Genomic DNA, 22,759 nt, shown 5'->3' with positions numbered 1-22,759 from the left:
ACTATATTTAATCAGATCGTTATACAATTAGATAAAGATAGTGTAATAACTAAAAATCAAATATAACTTGAGGTGTTTTTATGAATTTTGATATAAAAAATAAATTTTTAATACTAAATATTCTGTTTTTGTGTCTAATATTATTTATATTTATAAGTGAACTTCCAGTAATGAGTTCGGGTTTTTTATTAAGAGCAATTTCATATCTTATAGTCTTTGTAGTTATTCAATTTAAAATGACAGGATGGCGATATACTTCTTTAGTAACTTTAATACTTATTTATAATTTTGGTTATTTTTTCATTTGTCCTATTATATACAGGTTCATTAATACAACTAATATGTATGTGATGTCTGACTTTATTAATAAGTTTACTTTAGTTGTTATTTTATATTTTATTCTGAAGAAAAATAATCAAAATATATATGAGGCTATCAAGATTTCTAACATTAAGAACTTTAATTTTATGAAGGCTCTTAAAATAGGTCTTTTATTTTGGATTATAATGACATTTATAAATGCGATTATTTATTTTTCAGGTATAAGAAATCTATTTAGTATATTAGAAAATTATCTAAGTGGTTTAAGCCCTATGATAGAAATATCTCCATTAAAGGAATCTGTATCTAGTTGGGCCATTTTTATTTATACAATAATTGGAGTTTTATTAGCCCCAATATTTGAAGAGGTCTTTTTTCGAGGATTTTTATTTAATTTCTTAGAAGAAGAATTAGGGTTTAGAAGGTCAGCACTGTTAAGTTCAATCTTTTTTGCTACTCTTCATCCAGTTAAATTTATACCACATATCTTTTTTTCTGGATTGGGCTTAGCTTGGATTTATAAACGTGAAAAGAATTTATTGTACCCTATAATGGCTCATAGTATATATAATTTTATAGGGTAGTAGCAAGAGTAGTTTTTTAATAATATTTGTGAAATGTTAGAGGTGTACCAGTATGAAAATATTATTTATTATAGACAAAATTGATATGAATAATTTAAAGGGCAAATAAATTTATTTGTCTTTTTTTAATCTCTTGCAGGAAAAAAATGGTTAATGTTGAATTGATAAGGAGAAAGGAGTGAGGAGAATGAAGTTATCATTTAAAAAATATAATAATAAGTTAGTTGTTAGACCCTATGGAGAGTTTGACTTACATACTGTAGATATCTTTAAAGAGAAGCTAGAGCAGAGATTGACAGAAGATATCAACGGGATAATTCTAAACTTAGATGGGATTAAATTCATTGATAGCTCTGGATTAGGGGCTATCATTGGTACATATAAGAGAATTAGCAATAAAGGGGGAGTTTTAGCAATAGCAGAAGTAACTCCTCAAGTAGAGAGAATATTTGAAATATCGGGAATTTTAAAGATTATTAAGTTATATCCTTCGGAAGCAGAAGCCTTAGATAATATTGTAGGGAGGTAAGATAATGGAGAATAAGGCTAGATTAGTAATTGATAGTTTATCAGATAATATTGGATTAGCTAGGGTGACGGTAGCATCCTTTGCATCACAGCTAAACTTTACTTTAGCAGAGTTAGAGGAGATCAAGGTAGCAATTTCAGAGGCTGTATCTAACTCCATTATTCATGGATATCAAGGTGAAATAGGTGAGATAGATATTTCAATGAGAGTGCATGAGCATCAATTAGAGATAATAATAGAAGATCAAGGTTGTGGAATTGAGGATATTAAAACTGCTTGTGAGCCAGCCTATACAACTGCTGATAGAATGGGTTTAGGTCTTGTCTTTATCGATTCTTTTATGGACAAGTTTGAGATAGAATCTAAGGTCAATCAAGGTACTATACTAAAGATGGTTAAGATTCCAGCTCAGGAGCAAAAACAGGTTAATTAGGAGCTGACAAGATGAATAGCTTATCAAAGATAAATATTGATAATCATAAATTATTAACCGAAAATGAGACCAAGAGGTTAATAGCCTTAAGTCAGCAAGGTGATAGGAGAGCTAAGGATGAGTTGATTAAGCATAATTTGAGGTTGGTGATGAAGATAGCTCATCGTTTTAAGAATAGCGGGTACTCTATTGAAGATATCTTTCAGATTGGAAGTATCGGTCTAATCAAGGCGATAGATGGTTTTGATCTTAGTAAACAAGTAAAGTTCTCCACCTATGCTGTCCCTTTGATTATTGGTGAGATTAAGGTCTTCTTGCGTGATGATAATATTGTCAAGGTCAGTAGAAAAGTTAAAGAGACGGCTTATAAGATTAAGAAGATAAAAGAAGGTTTGGAACAAAAAATCAATAGAGAGCCAACTATTCAAGAGTTGAGTGAGGAAGTAGGTTTATCAGCTGAAGAGATAGTTTCAGCCTTAGAAGCTGTACAAGCCCCCAAATCAATTTATGAGCAGGTTTATCAAAGAGAAGGAAGTAGTTTAGAATTAGCTGATCAGTTAGTCGATAATGAAGATTATTATAATGATAAATTGAACTTATTAGCTTTGAATCATGTTTTAAAAAAATTGGATAAGCGCTCACAATTAATAATTAAATTAAGATATTTTGAAGAGAAATCCCAAAGCGAGATTGCTAAAGTACTTGGCTTATCCCAAGCCCAGGTCTCAAGGTTAGAGAAGAATATTTTAAAATTAATAAGAAGTGAGTTATAGAAAAAGCACAGGTGCTAAACCTGTGCTTTTTGTATTAAATTTAAATTACTTACACATAATAGAGTTAGAAATCAGAAGATAGACTAATTGACAATATAGATACTAACAGTTAATGGTTATATTACGACATTTGTAGGAATCAGTAGTCGGGAACCAGTTATCAGTAAAACAGACTGATTCCAGATTCCTGATACGAAAGTATCGTACTATTTATTTATTGTATTACCTTTCATTCAACAAAGGAGAGGATGTAGATGATGTTTGAAATCAGTTTAAAAAGAGTAATCTACTTAGTTATATTTTTAGCTCTGCTTTTAGTCAATTGGTTCTTATGGGACAATTTCTTTATAAAAAAAGAACTCTCTCCTAGAGCTAAAAAGGTCTTTAATTACCAAAAGACTAGGATAAGAAGTGTTTATAATGAGTGAAGAGTTAGAATGTATAAAAGAAGAGATTTTTTTAAGGGTAAAAAGGGTAGTTAAAGCTCAACCCAATCAGACCTTAGTACTTGCTGATTTGGCAGAAGTCATTACCAACAAAGATCTACAAGATCAACTAGAGCAGGTTAAAGTTAAAGAGGTAACTAAAAAAGCTGGTCAATCGATGATTATTACAGCTTTAGAGATTATTAGAGCTATCAAGATTAATTTTCCACAAGCTGGTATAGAGCATTTAGGGGAAGCTGATGTAATTGTAGATATCGAAGATACCTCTCAAAGGAATTTAACAGATAATCAGCCTTCAAAGCTATATGTATTTGCAATTGGAGTTATACTCTTTTTTGGAGCAGCTATGGCTATTATGAATTTTCATGCCGATGTCAGTATGGTTAAGGTTCATCAACAGATTTATAAGTTAATTATGGGTAAGTCTAAAGAAAACCCCCTCTTGCTTAATATTCCTTACTCTATAGGATTAGGTTTTGGAATGATCATCTTCTTTAACAAAATCTATAAGTATAAATTTAATAAAGATGATCCCAGCCCTTTGGAGATAGAGATGTATCTGTATAAGAACAAAGTCAATCAATTTTCTTTACATCAAAAGACTGAATTAGCTAAAAATAATGACTAATAATTAAGTAGTATTAGGTGGGGTTAAATGAAAGCAATTCTTTTAATTCTAATTGGTTTTTCTGAAGGGGTTATAGTGGGGGTGGCCTTAGTTGCTTTTTTAATGGTGTTAGATGTAATTCCTCGTTTGATAGATTTAAGTAATTCTGAAAACTCTATATTTTTATATCAAAAATTGATAGTATTAGGGTCAATATTTGGAGTAATAACAGATTTTTTTAATCTAACTCTCCCTAATATTTTCTTTATTAATAAATTGTTAGTTATTATTATAGGATTTATCTTTGGTACATTTATTGGATTGGTAGCTGCTGCTTTAACTGAAACTCTAAAGGTATTACCACTTTTGAGTAAGCGTTTAGGTTTGAAGGATTATATGGATGAACTATTATTTATTATTATCTTAGGAAAGGTGATTGGCTCTTTGATCTATTGGTTATTTCCGACATTGTGGTTTGCAGGGTGAGAGCAAAGTATAGTCATACTTAAATTTAAGATAATAAGTGTGATTTAATGGGGAGATTGCGATACTTTGGGTGTTAGGAAGGTAGGTGGTTTGGTGGGTAGGTTAAAGCTAAACACAGGAGGTTTTAAATGGGGACAATAGATAAAACACCACAAGAATATCAAAAGTTGATAAAAAAACATCAGCTTACAGACTCTAAGGTTAAAAACTTCTTTTCAGCTTATTTGATAGGTGGACTAATATGTCTTTTGGGGCAGGTGATTATCAATGTATTAATCAGCACTGGTATACCTAAAGATAATGCAGGTTCATATGCTACAATTTCTTTGATTTTTATTGGAGGGCTCTTAACAGGATTAGGAGTCTATGATGAGATTGCTCAGTTTGCTGGGGCAGGAACTATTGTTCCTATTACAGGCTTTGCCAATGCAATTGTTTCTCCAGCTATTGAATCAAGGCAAGAAGGCTATATCTTAGGGCTGGGTGCAAATATATACTCTATAGCAGGACCAGTATTGACTTATGGAATGCTATCTGCATTCTTGATTGGATTGTTTAAATTATTACTATAATTTGGAGGAATAGATAATGAAGAAATTAGGAAAACAGACAGTTCAATTCGATAATCCTCCTCAAATTATATCATCGGCATCAGTTGTTGGTAATAAGGAGAGTCAAGGACCTTTAGGGGATTACTTTGATCAAGTAATCAGTGATGGGTATAATAATCAATCAACTTGGGAAAAAGCCCAGATGAAGATGACAGAGGATGTGGTAAATAATGCTTTAGATAAGGTTAATTTAGCTAAAGAAGATATAGATTTTTTATTAGCTGGAGATTTATTAAACCAGATTGTAGCTTCTAATTTTGCTGCCCGCAAATTTCCAGTCCCCTTCTTGGGCCTTTTTGGAGCTTGTTCAACGATGATTGAGGCAATGGCTGTAGGCTCTATGATGATAGATGGAGGAATAGCAAATCGGATAATTTCTTTTACTTCTAGCCATTATCAGGCTACTGAAAGGCAGTATAGAACTCCTAATGAGTATGGAGATAAATATCCTCCTTATAAACAATGGACTGTAACAGGAGCAGGGGCGACAATTTTAAGTAATGAGACTGGTGGGGTAGCACTTACTATGGCTACCTTAGGTAAAGTAATAGATTTAGGTGTTAAAGATCCAAAGGATATGGGTTCAGCTATGGCGCCAGCAGCTGCCGATACTATCTTAAACCATTTAGAGGACAGTGACCGTAGCCCTAGTGACTATGATTTGATTATTACTGGGGATTTGGGGCAGGTAGGAAAGAATCTAACAATAGAGTTATTAGCAGAACAAGGTTGTGATGTTACTAAGAATTTTGATGATTGTGGAGTAATGATCTATAACTCTAAGCAGAAAGTTGGAGCTGGTGGAAGTGGTTGTGGCTGTTCGGCAGTGGTAGCAGCCTCTTATCTCTTACCTCAGATAATGTATGGCAATTTCAATCGAGTCTTATTATTAGGAACTGGTGCATTATTAAATCCTATGACCTTCTTACAAGGGGAGAGTATTCCTTGCATTGCCCATGCAGTAGTCTTAGAAAGAACGGGTCATCTAACTGAAGGTATTGGTCGTCCTAGTGTTCAGGATAATCTAGCGACCAAGATTGAAGCTACTAAGATTGAAGATTTGAGTCAAAGTGAGGGATAAACTATGGATTTGTATTTAATGTCATTTTTAGTTGGTGGTTTAATCTGTGGATTGAGTCAATTATTTTTAGATTATACTAATTATACACCTGCTCATTTACTGGTAACTATGGTGGTAACAGGAGCTGTTTTAACTGGTTTGGGAATATATGATTATTTAATTGATATAGCAGGTGCAGGTGTTACTGTTCCTGTGATGAATTTTGGTTATATTCTGACTAAAGGAGTATTAAATGAGGCTCAAAAAGGTGGGTTTTTAGGTTTATTTGCTGGTGTCTTAGAGGTAGGAAGTATAGGAGTTAGTGCTTCAATAATTATTGGCTTCTTAATGGCAGCAATCTTTAGACCCAAGGAATAATATAGTTATTTATTGAAAAAAGTAATACTTAATAGAGATAGTACGATACTTTCAGGAATCTGGAATCAGTAGTCAGGAATCAGTTATAAACACTGGTTCCAGATTCCTGATTCCTGACACGAAAGTGTCTCAATATATCCATATTACATCATCTTTAAATTAAACTTAATTATTTATTTTGAATATTAGTTCTTTTAAATCCGAATAATAAGGGGAGAAAATTATTGGATAAAAAAAGAGTAATAGTAGTGACTGATGGTGATTCGACTGCACAAAAAGCTGTAGAAGAGGCTAGTAAAAATTTAAATCTAAGGGTAATTTCTAAATCTGGAGGGAATCCCACTCCTTGTTCAGGTAATAAGTTAATTTCTTTGATTCAAGATTGTCCTACAGATCCTGTTGTAGTCATGTTTGATGATGAAGGTAACTTCAATTGTGGCAAGGGTGAACATGCTATGGAAAAAGTCATGGACTCTGAAGATGTAGAGATTTTAGGAGTAATTGCAGTAGCATCTAATGCCAAAGATGTAGAAGGTGTACACCCTGATTGCTCTATAACTAGAGAAGGAAAATTAGTAACTAGACCTGTTGATAAGGAGGGAGAAGCTGAAAAGAAAGGGCATGTAATCTTAGAAGGTGATACCGTTGACATACTTAATAGCTTTGATGATGATCTATTGATTGTAGGCATAGGAGATGTAGGTAAGATGTCTGGCAAGGATAATTGTGAGCTTGGAGCTCCTATTACTACTAAAGCCTTAGAGGAGATTTTAAAGAGGAGTGGAGTTGATGGCAGAAAAAAAGACTAAAATTAGCAAGAAGCTCAGTGAAAACTTACTGATTATTAAAGATAGAGTAGATGGACCAAAGACCTTTGATTTTATCAATCGAGATTTTAAGATTGGTCATAAAGATGTTAGCTTAATCTTTATTGATGGTCTAACCAATGGTGACTTAATAAACAGGATAATGGAATATTTGATGGAAACTGAACCAGAAGATTTAAGTGTTGATGCCATTAAGAAGTTATTAGAAAGTCGTGTCACTATCCATGAGGTAGCCCTTGTAGATAATATAGATGATTTAATGAATGAAGTCTTAGCTGGACCCCAAGCTTTATTAATTGAAGGCGAAGATAAGGCAATTATTATAGATGCTAGAACTTGGATGTCTCGGGGTCCTCAAGAGCCAGAATTAGAAAAGGTAACTAGAGGTCCTGAGGATGGTTTTATTGAGACTATGCTCTTTAACCTACAGATGATTAGAAGAAGAATTCGTGATCCCAAGTTAAGAGCAGAGGCTTTGCGAGCAGGAAAGCGGTCTCAAAATGATATAGCAGTAGTCTATATTGAGGATATAGCTGATACAGAGCTGGTGGAAGAGGTCAAAAGTAAAATTGAGAAGATTGATGTAGATGGACTACCTTTAGCTGATAGAACTGTACAGGATTTCTTGACAGGTGATACTATAAATCCTTTACCTAAAATTAGATACAGCAATAGGCCTGATATTGTCAGTGCCCATTTATTTGAAGGTAAGATCTGTGTTTTAGTAGATAATTCACCAACAGCCTTACTCTTACCAGCTACCTTTTTTGACCATACCCAAACCTTAGAAGATTATCGCCAGTCTACTATAACTGGAACATATCTCTCTTTACTTAGATTTTTTGCAATATTTCTTTCTCTAATTTTACCACCATTATGGTTGACTTTGGCATATGGACCTGAATGGTTACCTAAAAGTTTAGAGTTTATCGGAGCAGAGCAGTTAGGTAAAGTTCCAATAGGAATACAGTTTATCTTAGCAACCTTAGGTATTGATTTGGTTCGGATGGCATCAATACAGACTCCTAGCTCTTTAGCTACCTCACTAGGTTTGATTGGGGCTTTGATGTTGGGGGAGTTTGCTGTAAAGGTAGGAGTATTCAGCCCAGAAACCATTCTCTATATGGCTATTGGAGGGATAAGTAACTTTGTTATACCAGGCTATGAATTAGCGTTAACGATAAAACTATTACGATTATTTTTGATTGTATCGGTAATTTACTTTAGATTACCTGGATTGATTATTGGATTAATGTTAATCTTTTTATTATTTGCTTTTAGTAATTCTTTTGGTATTCCTTATTTATGGCCACTTGTTCCTTTCAATTGGCAAGCATTAAAGACCTATATTTTTAGACAATCAATCCTAACTTTAAGAAGAAGAAGACCTAATATTAGACATGTTAAGGATAAGACCAGAAAAGGTAATAACTAGATGAATATTAAGGAGTTGGTTTAGTGAAACCTAAAATAGGTATACCACAAGCTTTGCTATACCATAGATATTATCCAGCTTGGAATAAGTTCTTTGAAGAGTTAGACTGTGAAGTAGTAGATTCTAAGGTCTCTACTAAAGAGACAGTAGATGCTGGAGTTAGGTTGGCAGTAGATGAAGCCTGTCTACCTGTCAAATTATTTTTAGGTCATGTTCAATACCTAAAAAATAAGGTTGATTATTTATTTGTTCCTAGAGTTGTCAGTATAGAATCTAAAGAGTATTTATGCCCTAAATTTATGGGGTTACCTGATATGGTAAGATATAATATTGATGATTTGCCGACTATAATTGATACTACTTTAAATTTAAGAGATAGCAAAATAAATCTATTCAAAGCAGCATTAGAGGTAGGAGAGATATTGGGCAAGGGTATTTGGCAAGTCAATAAAGCATTATGGAAGGCCTTAAGAGAGTTAAGAAAGTATAGAAGTGAGAGGAAAGGTAAGATCAATTCTAAAGCCAACTATAAGATTGGGGTTTTAGGTCATGAGTACATTATCTATGACCCTCATATTAGTATGAACTTAATAGCTAAGCTAAGGAAGATGGGAGTAGAAGTTATAACAGCAGAGATGCTATCAAAACCAGCCTTAAAGAAGGGGGTAGCACATCTATCAAAGGATATGTTCTGGACATTAAGTAAACAGATGTTAGGAGCAGGACATCACTTTTTTGATCGCAATGACATAGATGGAATTATTCAATTAACAGCTTTTGGCTGTGGACCAGATTCTTTGGTTGGAGAGATGATAGAAAGAGAGGCAAAGCGAAGAAGAAAGCAACCCTTTATGACCTTGAATTTAGATGAACATACTGGTGAAGCAGGGTTACTGACTCGTTTAGAAGCCTTTATAGATATGATCAAGTGGGAGGGGATATAAATGAAGGTGACATTTCCCCATATGGGAACTATGTCGATTGCTGTTAAAACTCTATTGATAGAATTAGGATTAGAGGTTGTACTACCACCTCCTATTACTCAAAAGACTTTAGATTTAGGTGTTAAAAATTCTCCTGAATTTGCTTGTCTACCGCTTAAGTTGAATATAGGTAATTATATTGAAGCTTTAGAAACTGGAGCAGATATGATTATTATGGGGGGAGGTATTGGGCCTTGTCGTTTTGGCTATTATGGTGAGGTACAAAAGGATATATTAAGGGACTTGGGTTATGACTTTAATATGGTAATCTTTGAGCCACCACAAGGTCATTGGAGAGAGTTTTATAAGAGTTTGAAATTATTATTAGGAAATATCTCTTGGACTAAGGTCTATACTGCTTGGAAGAAAGGATGGGCAAAAGCACAGGCTTTAGATCAGATTAGTAGGCTGACAAATCAGAGCAGACCTTATTTGGTAAAAAGAAAAGAAGCAACAAAAATCTATAAAAGGGGCTTAAAGTTGATTGATCAGGCTCAAAATATCTCAGAAACTGAAGCTGCTATAAAAAGAATAAGAACAGATTTTGATTCTTTAGAAAGAATTGAAGACTTTCAACCTTTGAAAGTAGGTTTAGTTGGAGAGATTTATGTTATCTTAGAACCCTTTACCAATTTGCACATAGAAGAGAAGTTAGGTGAGTTGGGAGTATTAGTAGATAGATCTATTTATTTATCGGAATGGATAGAAGAACATCTTTATCTAGGAATCTTTAGAGACAATAAACATCGCAATCATATACAAGAGCTGGCAAGCCCATATTTAAATCACTTTGTGGGAGGGCATGGTCTAGAATCAGTAGGTGAAACTGTAATGTATGCTAAAGAAAGCTTTGATGGAGTGGTTCATCTAGGGCCTTTTACCTGTATGCCAGAGATTATAGCTCAGAGTATATTGCCAACTGTGAGCAAAGATTTAGATATACCTGTCTTATCATTAAGTTTGGATGAGCATACTGGTGATGCAGGTTATATTACTAGACTAGAAGCCTTTGTAGATCTATTAGCTCGTAAAGAAGAGAAGGAGGAATTAATAGTATGAAAGCAGGTTATATGGGTATAGATGTGGGGTCGGTTAGTACCAATATTGCCATTATTGATGAAGATAAAGATGTCTTAGAGAGTTTATATCTTAGAACAAATGGACAACCTATCCGTGCAATTCAAGAAGGATTGATGAGAATCCAAGAGTTGATAGATATTAAAATTCTGGGAGTAGGTACTACAGGTAGTGCTAGAAACTTAGCTGGGGTGATTGTAGGAGCAGATGTAATTAAGAATGAGATTACAGCCCATGCAGTAGCAGCTTCTACTGTAGTTAAAGGGGTACAGACAGTCTTAGAGATTGGTGGACAAGATTCAAAGATTATCATCTTACGTGATGGTATTGTTATTGATTTTGCTATGAATACAGTCTGTGCAGCAGGAACTGGATCATTTTTAGATCAACAAGCCAGCCGTTTGGATATTCCAATTGAAGAATTTGGCTCTCTTGCATTAGGTGCTAATAGCCCAGTTAGAATAGCAGGTCGCTGTTCTGTCTTTGCAGAGTCTGATATGATACATAAACAGCAATTAGGTCATAATTTAGAGGATATTATTGCAGGTCTTTGCCAAGCCTTAGTTAGAAATTATCTAAATAATGTGGGAAAAGGAAAAGAAATTTTAGGTCCAGTAGTATTTCAAGGTGGAGTAGCGGCTAATCAGGGAATTAAAGCAGCTTTTGAAGAGGAACTTGGAGTAGAAGTTATAGTACCAGAGTATCATAATGTGATGGGGGCTATTGGTTCAGCAGTCTTAGCCCAAAGTGCGGTTAAGAAGAAGAAAAGCACATCATTTAAGGGCTTTGATACTTCTAGCTTCGATTATCATGTCTCCAGTTTTGAGTGTAACTCTTGCCCCAACCATTGTGAGATTATTAATATTCACCAAGAAGATGAGATAATTGCTCGCTGGGGTTCTAAATGCCCTAAATGGGAGGCAGTTTAGAATTTGATCATCACAAATTAATTTTGTAATAAAAGATATTTTGTAGTATAAATAATCTTGACAACTTTGTTAAAATTATTTATACTATAAATTAATGATACTGACTGGTCAGTTTTGTCGACCTATATTCTATCTATATAAATTGAATTAAAGGTTTTCATATTAAAATCAATACCCAAAGAAAATTTAGACACAGATTTACATTGATAAACACAGATTAAAAATTAAATAAATTTAGGTTTTAAATCAGGTCTTAATCAGATTTTAGTCTGTGTCAAAAAAGGTTTTGATTTATATATTTTTTATGAAAATTATTAGTTTAAATTATATACATATTAATTTTTAAGACAAATTCTTATAACTGTTATAAGTAATATAAGGGAGGTATAAGTAATGAACTAAACTAATTCTTATAAAGAAGTAAAAATAAGTTCATAATTATTTGATATAGTAAAAAGGTGGAGGTGTAATTTTGATGAAAAGGAATTTAGTGTTTTGTTTAATGTTTTTTATATTAGCTACTTTATTTATGTCTAATATAAGTGATGCTAAAGAAGAGAATCAAATTCAGTTATCTAAAGTAAATATAGGTATAATTTATGAGGGTGATGATGACTTTAATTTAAAGTTGAAAAGTAAGGTTGAAGAAGAGATTTTAAACATATTATCTGAAGAATATCAAATTAAGTTCAGTGAATTTAAAGCAGATAATTTAGAAGTTCAAAATATGATAGTAGATAAATTGTTAAGTGATCAGAATATAGATGTGATTATTCCAACTGGAATTTTAAGCTCTTATGCTGTTATGAATAGAGATGATCTATCAAAGCCAGTTATAGCACCTTTTATAATTGATAGTAAAAGTACTGAACTTGCTATTAAGGAAAATAAGAGTGGAATTAATAATCTAAATTTTATAACTTCTAATTCTATTGTAGAAAGGGATATTAAAGCTTTTAAGAAGTTAGCTGATTTTAACAAGATAACTTTTATAATAGCTAAAGAATTTAATCAAGGTGTGAAAAACTTACCTAAGTTATTAAAAGAAGCTGGAGAGAAGAATGGTGTAAAGGTAGATTATATATATGCTAATCAATCTAAAGAAGATATTATCAAGCAATTAGATAAAGTAGAAGTAGCTTATCTATCGCCATTAGTAAAAGACAGTAAAAGATCTATGGTTTTAGATGAACTTAAGAAGAGAAATATTCCTATTTTTGCATTAGCAGATATGGTAAAAGGGAATCAGGGGATATTAGCAGGATATTCCCATGACAAAGCAATTGACGTTAGGGCTAGAGCTACAGCTCTTAATCTAGAGTTAATTTTAGCTGGGAAAAAAGCAGCTAATCTACCTGTATATATCGATAAAAGTGATGAAGAATTACTTATAAATATGAAAGTAGCAAGAGAAATAGGAGTTTTACCTGACTGGGATTTATTAAAGAGTGCTAAATTAATTAATCAGGATAATTTAGCTCAAAAAGAGTTGACTTTAAAAGAATCATTAAAGATGGCGATCAATAATAATCTAGATTTGGAAGCCAAAAGCAAGGATTTAGCTCTAGCAGAGAAGAATTTAAAGAAGGCTAAAAATAATAAAAAGCCAAAGTTAGATTTAAATACAACCTATTCACAGATAGATGAAGATAGAGCACTATTGGGTGTGGCAAGTGAGCAGAAGCTAACAGGAGGAATAAAGCTTGAACAGCTGATATTCAGTGAAGATGCAAATGCTAATATAGATATTAAAGAGAAGCTCTATCAACAAGAGAGAACAAAGTTAAAAAAGGAGAAGTTAGATTTAACTTTAGAGACTATCAAATCTTATATTAATACCTTAAAAGCAAGAGCAGATATTAGATTACAAGAAGAGAATATCAAGTTAACTAAAGATAATTTGAATATAGCAAGAACTAAGCATGAGATTGGTGCTACTGGACCTGCTGATATCTATAGATGGGAGAGTCAACAGTCAGTAGAGCTAAGTGGATTATCAGAGACAGAAAGTCAGTTAAAGATGGTGAAGGATAATCTAAAAAGGACTTTAGACCTTCCTTTAACTGAGGATATCAGGCTCAAAGAGATAGATACTGCTGATATTTCTCAAGGGCTGGCTGATAAATTCAATGTTAATAATCCTTGGAAGCTAGAAGAGATAAGTACTAACTTGGTTCAAGAGAGTATTGAAAACTCTCCAGAGATAGCCACTTTAGATTATCTAATTGAAGTTAAACAAAGAGAGTACCAGATGAAGAAGAGAAAGTATTATTTACCACAGGTAGGCCTATCTGCTAAATATGATACCTACTTTAACCATTGGGGCATAAATTATTCCAAACAAGCTCCAGGTGTAGATATACATGGTGATGATGAGTGGAGTATCGGTATCCAAGCCTCCTTCCCATTATATGATGGTGGAAATAAAGAGGTTGAGTTGACAAAGGTGGAACAAGAGATTGAACAGTTACAGAAGAAAAGAGAATCTGTAGCAAAGAAGATAGAGCAGAATCTTAGAAATAAAGTTACTGCTGCTAATACTGAATATAGAAAGAATAAGTACTCTCAAGATGCAGTTGAAAGTGCTTATAAGAGTTTAGAGCTGGTTAGAGATGCTTACTCTAAAGGTCTTGTCTCTATTTCAGAGCTGTTAGATGTTCAATCGGCATTAATAAATGCTAAAAGACAAGAGTTTGTTACAAATTACAATTACTTAATTGCCATAGCAGAGGTTCAAAGAGCATTGGGAAGCTTTGATATTGTTAATATTAATTAGTTTTAAAGGAGGAAGAAGATGAGAAGATTAAAGGGTGTATTTATATTATTATCGTTGACAATTTTATCTTTAATAGTAGCAGGATGTAATAGTTCATCAGCAGAAGAACAAACTGTTGAAAAGACTATCAGACCTGTAGAGTATCAACAGGTAGAGTTGAAGAGAATTAACTCAATTTATTCTTATTCAGGAACACTTGAGCCTAATGTAAGGACAAATGTTAGTTTTAGAGTTCCAGGAAAGATAAAGGATATCTTTGTGGAAGTAGGAAATAAAGTTACTAAGGGTCAACTGTTAGCAGAATTGGATGATAGTGATTATAAATTACAGGTAAAGTCTGTAGAAGCTGGTTTGATGCAAGCCAAAGGTGGAGTCAGTAGTGCTTTAGCTAAGGCCTCTCAAGTAGAGTCTGCAATAGTTAGTGTAGAAGCACAGCTTACAGAGGCAAAGAATAGTTTTAACAGAGTTAGAAGATTATATGAGAATGATAATGTAGCCAAAGCTGATTATGATAAGGCTAAGGCAGCTAAAGAATCTGCTGAAGCAAAGCTAAAGCAGGTCAAAGCACAATTAGTTGAAGCCAAAGAGGGTGTAGAGACTGCCAAAGCAAGGGTAGCCTCATATCAAAGCCAGCTAGACTTGGCAAAATTAAAGTTAGAGTATACTAAATTGAAGGCACCAATCTCTGGAACAATAGTTCAAAAAAATTATGAGCCAAATGAGAATATCAATGCAGGTATGCCTGTCTTTACTCTTGATGGTGATCAAGGATTTGAAGTAAAGGTATTTGTTGATGAGAATTTAATCCCAAAGGTTAAAGAAGGTCAGCAGGTATCAGTAGGGATTACAGCTATTAATAGAGACAATCTTGTAGGAATAGTAGATAATATTGGAAGACAGACTAGAGGATATCAAGGAAACTATCCAGTAACTATAAAGATTACTAAAGGTCTAGATAATCTGAAGGCAGGAATGACTGCTAAGGTTTATTTCGACTTTTCAGCAGATAAAAAGAGTTTAATCCTACCAGTATCGGCAGTAGTGGCTGATGACGGAGGAAACTTTGTATATACAGTAACTAAAGTTTCTGATGAACGTGGTAGAGTAAATAAAGTTAGAGTAAAGGTAGGAAGACTTAACTCTGAAGGAATAGAAGTACTAGAAGGTTTAAATGCAGGAGAGCTTGTAGCAACTAAGGGTGTAACTCAAATAGTAGATAATCAAGAGGTACGGTTATTAAAATAGAAGGGAGGGGCAACACATGGGATTTACTGAATTAGCAATTAAGAAGAAGTATGTTACCTTTACTTTAATTGCTTTATTGATTATAGGTGGAGTTAGAGCTTATTTTAATCTACCTAAATCTGAGAATCCAGGTTTTATTATCAAAACTGCAACGATAATCACTTATCTGCCAGGAGCTAGTCCAGACAAGATTGAAAATCTGATTTCTGATAAGATTGAAGAGGCTGTCAAAGAGATACCAGAGTTAGATTATGTAGAAAGCACTAACAAGACAGGTTTTTCCTTGGTAAAGGTCAATATAGAATCAAAGTATAAGGATCTTAGACCGATTTGGGACAGCATGAGAAGGAAGGTCAATGCTATTAAAAGCCAATTACCTTCAAATAGTATCGGACCTATTATCAATGATGAATATGGTGATGTATTTGGAACTATAATTGGGGTTACTGGAGAAGATTATAGTTATGCTGAATTAGAAGATATGGTTAAAGATATGCGTGATGAGCTATTAACTATAGATGAGGTTGCCAAGGTTGATATAGTAGGCAAGCAAGAGAAGAGAATCTTTATAGAGTATGATAATGCTAAATTAGCTGAACTAGGAATCTCTCCATACCAATTACAACAGATTTTAACAAGCAGGAATATCATCTTATCAGGTGGAAATATAGAGTTAGGGTCAGAAAGAATACCTCTTGAGCCAACAGGAGATTATAAGAATTTGGAAGATATTAAGCACACTTTGATTACCCTTCCTGATGGAAATAGTGTCAATTTAGAGGATATAGCCGAGGTTAGAGAAGGTTATATCGATCCTGCCCGTTCTAAGATGAGAGTAGATGGTAAACAGGCTTTAGGATTGGCTATCTCCATGAAAGATGGAGGGCAGATTACTAAATTAGGAGCAAAGGTAGAGAAGAAAGTTAAGTATTTTAAGAGGCAATATCCTATTGGGGTCAATTTTGATTTTATTTCATTACAATCAAAATTAGTTGAAAAGAAGGTAAGTAGCTTTACTGCCAACTTAATCCAGAGTACTTTAACAGTTATAGCAGTTTTACTGATATTTTTAGGATTGAAGGAAGGGCTATTGGTATCTACTTTAGTTCCTGTTGTAATTGCTATTACCTTCCTATTGATGTCCATTTTTGGAATAGGAATAGATACTGTTTCTTTAGCAGCTTTGATTATATCTTTAGGAATGTTAGTTGATAACTCTGTTGTTATGGCAGAATCAATCATATCTAAGTTAGAAGAGGGAATGGGTAAATTAGATGCAGCTATCTCTTCAGCTAAAGAGCTTAAGGTGCCTTTGTTGGTAGCTTCTTTAGTAACTTGTGCTGCCTTCTCTCCCATAGGCTTTGCTAAATCTGATGTAGGAGAGTTTGCTGGAGGTATCTTTAAGGTGGTTGCTTTAGCTTTGATGACATCTTGGATCTTATCCTTAACTATGGTACCTCTATTTGCTGTCTTATTCTTAAAGATTGATAAGAAAGAAGAGGCGTATGATGGTAAGGTCTATCGAGTTCATAATAGAATATTGTTAACTCTAATGAAACATAAAATAGCATTTGTTATTTTAGTGCTTCTGATAATCTTCTCAGGAGTAAAAGGGATGGGACTTGTTCCCAAAATATTCATGCCTAAAGACAAGAAAACGGTAATGACCTATGAGGTTCAATTACCTAAAGGGACTTCGATTGAAAGAACAGAAGAGGTTGCTAAAGATATAGATGAGTATATTGAGGAGCAATTAAAAGTAAAACCAGAACAAGAAGAGGTTAATTTCTTCAAGCAGTTATTGGCTGGTGGAACGCTAGAAAAGTATAAAGATGAAGGAATATTGAATTGGGGAACCTTTATTGGGCAAGGAGCTCCAAGGTTTACTTTAGCTTATAGTGCTGAGTTAAATAGTCCTGAATATATCTACTTTTTAATTAACACCACCTCTGTTGATGTGATTGAAGAGCTGATTCCTAAGTTGGAAGGTTATACTATCGATAAATTCCCTGATACTGAGGTTAAAGCTGCCAGATTGGAGATTATGCCAGTCGGTAAACCGATTCAAATTAGGGTATCAGGTAAGGAGATGGATAAGCTTTATGATATAGTCCACTCAGTCAAAGATAAATTAAGAACTATTAATGGAGTAGAGGATATCAGTGATGATTGGGGGCTAAGAACTAAGAAGTTAAAAATTGATATAGACCAAGATAGATTAGAGAAAGCTGGTTTGAGTAATAGAGATGTAGCTGTCTCGTTACTAAGTGTCTTAGATGGTGTGCAATTGACAGAGTATAGAAAAGATGATGATATTATACCAGTAGTTTTAAGGGACAAAGATAGTAGTAATGTAGATATATCTACATTAGAAACAACTAAAGTTTACTCTCTTAGAACAGGTAGATCAGTTCCTTTAAAGCAGATAGCTGAGATCAAGGCTTTATGGGAGCCATCTATGATATATAGAAGGGATGGTATTAGAACTATTACCGTTAAAGCTGATACTGTTAATGGTATCACTGCTACAGAGGTAAATAATCAATTAAAGCCATGGCTTGATAAAGAGCAGGCAAATTGGGGTGCAGGATATAGTTATGCCTTTGGTGGGGAGTATGAGAGTTCAACAGAAGCCAATGAATCTATTGGAGCCCAATTACCTATCACTGCATTGGTTATATTATTATTGCTTGTGATTCAGTTCAACTCTTATAAGAAACCTTTGACTATTATCTTAATAGTTCCCATTACAATAGTAGGAGTAGCAATTGGCTTATTAGTGACAGGAAAGGCTTTTGGTTTTATGGAGATATTGGGTCTAATATCTTTGGTTGGAATAATAGTCAACAACTCGATTGTGTTAATTGATAGAATTGGTATAGAGCTAGATGAATTTAATAGGACTCCACAGGATGCTATTTTAGAGGCTGCTAAAAGGAGATTGCGATCAATCTTTTTGACCAGTGCCACAACAATCTGTGGTCTATTACCCCTTTGGTTTAGTGGTGATGCTTTATTTGGGGGGATGGCAGTATCCTTAATCTTTGGATTATCCTTTGGTCTATTGATAACTCTTATCGCAGTTCCTGTAGTTTATTCGATAGTCTTTAATATCAAGTATAAAGAATATAACTATAATAATATTAATATTGATAAAAATATGCCTGTTGATAGTTAAGTAAATTATAAAAAGACCCTTAAATTTAAGGGTCTTTTCATAACTTGGGGGGTGAATGCTACTGTGTTAAGAGAAAAACATTTAATCTTAGTGCTTTTATTGCTGATACTCTTTAACTCAAATAGTGGTTATGCAGCTTTTAAGCAAGATAAAGGTTTAACTAAAGTGATTAAAGATGATGAGATATATTTAATAGAGGATTATCAGAGGTTTGAATCACTTTCAAAGCCAACTGTTGCAGTAGCACTGACAGGTGGAGGGGCTAAGGCATTCTTTAATATAGGGGTGATTAAAGCTTTAGAAGAAGAGGATATTCCAATTGATTTGATTGTAGGAACCAGTATGGGGTCAATTGTGGGGACTATGTATGGGAGTGGAATATCTATTGAGCAGATTGAGGAGATCATCATTAATGTCCCCTTTGCCAAATTATTAGATATTAACTTTATGAATGATGATTATATTTTAGGAACTAGTAAGGTTAATAAATTTCTTGAGGATATAGCACCTTATAAGAGGTTAGAAGATTTTCCTATACCTACAGCCTTATTAACTTTAGAATTAGATAGTGGTAATAAATACCTGATCACTACTAATAGAATCTCTAAAGTAATACAAGCCTCTTATGCTATTCCTTATTTCTTCCCACTTTATCAGATGGAGGGGAAGTATTTTGCAGACCCTGGGATTTTAGAGAATTCTCCTGCAAAAGCAGCTAAGGCATTAGGAGCAGACTTTGTAATTGCTACTACTGTTAAGTCTGAGCTGATTCATGATAGCTATGAAAACCCAGATAAGATAGTTAACAGATATGTAGATATAGTATCACAAAATAATAATAGAAGAATAATTGAAAATTATTCAGATGTAATAATTGAAGCTAGAGTTGGAGACTATTCTTTTTTTGATTTTAGTAGTGCAGCTGAGTTGGTCGAGATTGGGTATCAAGCTACTAAAGAGAAGATGAGTAAGATAAAAGAAGGATTAAATTCCAAAACGATTCCTTTAAAGAGGCATCCAGCTAGAAAGAGATTAAATGTAGCACAAGAATTTAATGATATAAAGTATGATAGGATGTTAGTTCCTTCTTTTCACTTTAACCCAATTATCCATTTTGGACAAGATTATTCTCTTTTTAAGCAAGATTTATTAAGAAGTTATATAAATATCCCCCAATATGGCTTTGAATTTGATAAAGATAGTGTTGATTTCAAATTTTTAGCAACTAATAATGCTTCTCAAGATTTAGAAGCAGAGTTTAGGTGGAAAAAGTTGACTAAAAATACTGATATGATAGCTAAGACTAGAATTGAATCTGAGAAAAGAGATGATGGTGAGCTAGGGATTAGATACTATAAAGATAATTATTTTTGGGGAACTGGCTTAGGGGTTATAGATAATAATAAGTATGTCTTTGCAGATGCTAGATATAAGCTAGAACTCAATAGATGTAATTTAAGTGGTGAAGTAGATGTTTTCTTTGATGAAGCAGGGGAAGAACCTAAAATCTTAATCTCTAAAAAGACCTCCTTTAAATTAAATGATAGGTGGGATTTAAGGCCTAAATTGGTCTTTAATAATAGTAATTTAATAGAATCACCTATTATTTATCGAGGAGATGAACCAGATAAGTTTGCTAAATTTCAACTCTCTTTAGATTATGCCTATACCTATGAATTTGTAAAAGCGATTGAATTAACGAAGATGGTATATATTAAGGATATTGGAGCATATTTGTTTACTGATTATTTAAACGATGAAGTATCATCTATGGCCTATGGTATAGGTCTTAATGGTGATTTTTATCTGTTAGGACTTAAACCTGTGAGGTTAGATGGTTATTTATCCTATGATCAAAATGCCAATGATCCTATTATTAAGATTAATTTAAATTATAATTTTTAAATCTTATTAAATTTTTCTTTAATTTGATTATTTAATAGTAGCTATGATTGACTATTTGATTTTGGTATGATATTTTTAAAAAATAAGTGTCTAATAATCTCTTAATAACTATAATTTTAAGGTTGAGGAGCTGATAGAATGCATCCCAAAAAAGAGAAGATATTTGCAGCGGCTATACAGAAGTTTGCTAAAAAGGGGACATCTGCTACAACTATGCAAGAGATTGCATAAGAAGCTGGGATAGGTAAAGGAACCCTGTACCGTTATTTTAAGAATAAAGAGGATTTGATCTCTTCTTTAATTAAATTTGGTTTAAATGATGTATTAGAGAAGGTAAAAAAAGAGATAAATAAATTAGATGATCCAATTAAGAAGATAGAACAGATAATAACTGTCCAATTGAATTTTTATAAAAATCATGGCGAATTCCATAAATTTCTTACCAGAGAAGTTTGGGGGCATAAACTTAAATTTAAGGATGAGATTAAAGAGATAATGGATAAGTATACAGAAATAATTGAAGATATAATTATAGAAGGTATCGAGCAGAAGAAGCTTAAAGAGATGAATCCACTTAATGTTACTATCTCTTTGTTTGGTATGATTTATATAACTTCTGCTCATAGGATTATGTTTGGAAAAGATTTTTCAGCTGATGAGGTTGAGGAGATTAAAGATGATATTATGGAGATCTATTTTAATGGAATTATTAAAGAGTAACTTTTTTGATATTTAAGTTAAGATTCTATTAATTTAACAGAAAGCATATTAATATGCTTTCTGTTTTATAATTAAAGAGGGCAACTTTTTTAGTTAATTAACTTAAATAAAGATGATTAAACTGGAAGAAGAGAAGTTCTATCATAGTTAAGATACTATATTTAACTATGATAAATTAGTAGAAAACCATTAAGGCAAAGCAGCTTATTCAATTGTCACAACAGGAGGTATTTTAATGGTGGGGTTAGAAGATATTAAAGATGCTCAAAATAGATTGAAAGGGATAATCAAGAGAAGCAATTTAGACAGTTCAAGAACTTTTAGTCAGCTAAGTGGTAATCAGGTCTATTTGAAGCTAGAAAATTTACAGAAGACTGGCTCTTTTAAGTTAAGGGGGGCTTATAACAAGATAAGCAACTTAAGCTCTAAAGAGAAAGAAAAGGGAGTAGTAGCAGCTTCAGCAGGCAATCATGCTCAGGGTGTAGCACTAGCAGCTACCCAAATAGGAATTAACTCAACTATTATTATGCCTAAAGGTGCTCCTATTGCTAAAATCAAGGCTACTAGAGGTTATGGAGCAGAGGTTATTTTAAGTGGTGAGACCTATGATGAAGCTCATCAAAAAGAATTGGAGTATGCTCAAAAGACAGGGGCAACTATTATACCAGCTTTTGATGATCTAGATGTAATTGCTGGTCAAGGAACTATTGGATTAGAGATCTTAGAAGACTTACCTAAAGTAGATGCAGTTATTGCTCCTGTTGGTGGAGGAGGATTATTAGCTGGTATAGCCATAGCTATTAAGGAGATAAATCCTAGAATAAAGGTAATAGGAGTAGAGGCAGATAAGGCAGCCTCTATGAAAGCTTCCTTAAAAGCAGGGAAGCCAATAGATTTAACAGAAGTAAATACAATTGCCGATGGTATTGCTGTCAAAAGACCAGGTAAGTTAACTTATGAAATTATATCTAAGTATGTAGATAAGATTGTAACAGTAGATGATGAAGAGATAGCCTATGCTATTTCTATCTTATTAGAAAGGGCAAAATTAATAGTCGAAGGTGCAGGAGCAACAGCATTGGCTGCAGTATTAAATAATAAAGCTTCTTTACAAGAAAAGAAGCTTGCTGTTATTTTAAGTGGTGGTAATATTGACTTAGATATGATTTCTGCTATTATTAATAGGGGAATGATGAAAGCCGGAAGAAGATTGACCTTTACAACTTTATTACCTGATATTCCAGGTGCTTTAGAGAGGCTAGCAGGTATTATTGGTAGAAGTGGAGCCAATATCATTTCAGTTCATCATGACCGTATGAATCCAGATATTTCTCTAAAACAGGCAGAGGTAAAGTTAGTATTGGAGACTAGAGATTCAGCACATATTTCTGAAGTAATATCTATTTTAAAGAATCAAGGTTATAGTATAAAATTATAATATAATTACATATCAAGG

The 22,759-nt window shown here is 33.3% G+C and carries 21 protein-coding genes and 1 pseudogene; all 22 read left to right on the top strand.

What is annotated here, in order from left to right:
- Positions 1-80 precede the first annotated feature (80 nt).
- The 22 genes and pseudogenes from BX659_RS12865 (at position 81) to ilvA (ending at position 22,741) form a co-directional block, all read left to right on the top strand.
- A complete protein-coding gene (locus tag BX659_RS12865; protein ID WP_097018619.1) occupies positions 81-905 on the top strand; it encodes a CPBP family intramembrane glutamic endopeptidase in 825 nt (274 codons plus the stop codon).
- A 187-nt stretch (positions 906-1,092) separates the two neighbouring features.
- Entirely contained in the window at positions 1,093-1,434 is a 342-nt protein-coding gene (locus BX659_RS12860; RefSeq protein WP_097018618.1) for an STAS domain-containing protein, read from the top strand.
- Between the two features lie 4 nt (positions 1,435-1,438).
- Positions 1,439-1,867 (top strand): anti-sigma F factor, encoded by a 429-nt coding sequence (gene spoIIAB / locus BX659_RS12855; RefSeq protein WP_106231913.1) that lies wholly within the window; start codon positions 1,439-1,441, stop codon positions 1,865-1,867.
- A gap of 11 nt (positions 1,868-1,878) precedes the next feature.
- Positions 1,879-2,640, top strand: coding sequence for a SigB/SigF/SigG family RNA polymerase sigma factor (locus BX659_RS12850; RefSeq protein ID WP_106231911.1), 762 nt, complete (start codon positions 1,879-1,881; stop codon positions 2,638-2,640).
- 420 nt (positions 2,641-3,060) lie between these two features.
- Positions 3,061-3,714: a stage V sporulation protein AA gene (locus BX659_RS12845; RefSeq protein ID WP_106231909.1), complete on the top strand. Its 654-nt coding sequence runs from the start codon at positions 3,061-3,063 to the stop codon at positions 3,712-3,714.
- Between the two features lie 27 nt (positions 3,715-3,741).
- Positions 3,742-4,179: a stage V sporulation protein AB gene (locus BX659_RS12840; RefSeq protein WP_106231907.1), complete on the top strand. Its 438-nt coding sequence runs from the start codon at positions 3,742-3,744 to the stop codon at positions 4,177-4,179.
- Positions 4,180-4,307: 128 nt separating this feature from the next.
- Entirely contained in the window at positions 4,308-4,751 is a 444-nt protein-coding gene (gene spoVAC / locus BX659_RS12835; RefSeq protein WP_106231905.1) for a stage V sporulation protein AC, read from the top strand.
- 16 nt (positions 4,752-4,767) lie between these two features.
- On the top strand, positions 4,768-5,871 hold the full coding sequence (spoVAD, locus tag BX659_RS12830; RefSeq protein ID WP_106231903.1) for a stage V sporulation protein AD: 1,104 nt from the start codon (positions 4,768-4,770) through the stop codon (positions 5,869-5,871).
- Positions 5,872-5,874: 3 nt separating this feature from the next.
- Positions 5,875-6,228 carry a stage V sporulation protein AE gene (gene spoVAE, locus BX659_RS12825; RefSeq protein ID WP_106231902.1) on the top strand — a complete coding sequence of 118 codons (354 nt, stop codon included), beginning with the start codon at positions 5,875-5,877 and terminating at the stop codon, positions 6,226-6,228.
- Positions 6,229-6,452: 224 nt separating this feature from the next.
- Positions 6,453-7,037, top strand: a complete 585-nt coding sequence (locus tag BX659_RS12820; protein ID WP_106231901.1) for a stage V sporulation protein AE — start codon at positions 6,453-6,455, stop codon at positions 7,035-7,037.
- Positions 7,018-8,490, top strand: coding sequence for a spore germination protein (locus BX659_RS12815; RefSeq protein ID WP_106231899.1), 1,473 nt, complete (start codon positions 7,018-7,020; stop codon positions 8,488-8,490). The genes BX659_RS12820 and BX659_RS12815 overlap by 20 nt, the downstream gene beginning before the upstream one ends.
- A gap of 23 nt (positions 8,491-8,513) precedes the next feature.
- Entirely contained in the window at positions 8,514-9,434 is a 921-nt protein-coding gene (locus BX659_RS12810) for an acyl-CoA dehydratase activase-related protein (protein WP_106231898.1), read from the top strand.
- The gene (locus BX659_RS12805; RefSeq protein ID WP_106231896.1) at positions 9,435-10,532 is read left to right on the top strand and encodes a 2-hydroxyacyl-CoA dehydratase; all 1,098 of its coding nucleotides are present in this window, start codon (positions 9,435-9,437) and stop codon (positions 10,530-10,532) included.
- Entirely contained in the window at positions 10,529-11,479 is a 951-nt protein-coding gene (locus BX659_RS12800) for an acyl-CoA dehydratase activase (protein ID WP_106231894.1), read from the top strand. Before BX659_RS12805 ends, BX659_RS12800 begins: the two co-directional genes overlap by 4 nt.
- Before the next feature lie 502 nt (positions 11,480-11,981).
- Positions 11,982-14,255 carry a TolC family protein gene (locus BX659_RS12795; protein WP_181186443.1) on the top strand — a complete coding sequence of 758 codons (2,274 nt, stop codon included), beginning with the start codon at positions 11,982-11,984 and terminating at the stop codon, positions 14,253-14,255.
- 18 nt (positions 14,256-14,273) lie between these two features.
- Positions 14,274-15,500, top strand: coding sequence for an efflux RND transporter periplasmic adaptor subunit (locus BX659_RS12790; RefSeq protein ID WP_106231890.1), 1,227 nt, complete (start codon positions 14,274-14,276; stop codon positions 15,498-15,500).
- A 16-nt stretch (positions 15,501-15,516) separates the two neighbouring features.
- The gene (locus tag BX659_RS12785) at positions 15,517-18,678 is read left to right on the top strand and encodes an efflux RND transporter permease subunit (protein ID WP_097018603.1); all 3,162 of its coding nucleotides are present in this window, start codon (positions 15,517-15,519) and stop codon (positions 18,676-18,678) included.
- Positions 18,679-18,741: 63 nt separating this feature from the next.
- Positions 18,742-20,583 carry a patatin-like phospholipase family protein gene (locus BX659_RS12780; protein ID WP_097018602.1) on the top strand — a complete coding sequence of 614 codons (1,842 nt, stop codon included), beginning with the start codon at positions 18,742-18,744 and terminating at the stop codon, positions 20,581-20,583.
- A 138-nt stretch (positions 20,584-20,721) separates the two neighbouring features.
- Positions 20,722-20,814, top strand: coding sequence for a TetR family transcriptional regulator (locus BX659_RS19710; protein ID WP_253250774.1), 93 nt, complete (start codon positions 20,722-20,724; stop codon positions 20,812-20,814).
- A 3-nt stretch (positions 20,815-20,817) separates the two neighbouring features.
- Positions 20,818-20,874, top strand: a pseudogene (locus BX659_RS19705) (TetR/AcrR family transcriptional regulator); the annotation flags it as partial.
- The gene (locus BX659_RS12775; RefSeq protein ID WP_253250773.1) at positions 20,869-21,303 is read left to right on the top strand and encodes a TetR/AcrR family transcriptional regulator C-terminal domain-containing protein; all 435 of its coding nucleotides are present in this window, start codon (positions 20,869-20,871) and stop codon (positions 21,301-21,303) included. The pseudogene BX659_RS19705 and the gene BX659_RS12775, both read left to right, overlap by 6 nt.
- 235 nt (positions 21,304-21,538) lie before the next feature.
- Positions 21,539-22,741, top strand: a complete 1,203-nt coding sequence (gene ilvA / locus BX659_RS12770) for a threonine ammonia-lyase (protein WP_097018601.1) — start codon at positions 21,539-21,541, stop codon at positions 22,739-22,741.
- The last annotated feature ends 18 nt before the right edge of the window (positions 22,742-22,759 follow it).

This window comes from Orenia metallireducens, from assembly GCF_003001995.1.
GTDB classification, from domain to species: domain Bacteria; phylum Bacillota; class Halanaerobiia; order Halobacteroidales; family Halobacteroidaceae; genus Orenia; species Orenia metallireducens_B.
The sequence above is the reverse complement of the archived record's forward strand: the minus strand, read 5'-3'. Positions and strand labels throughout refer to the sequence as shown.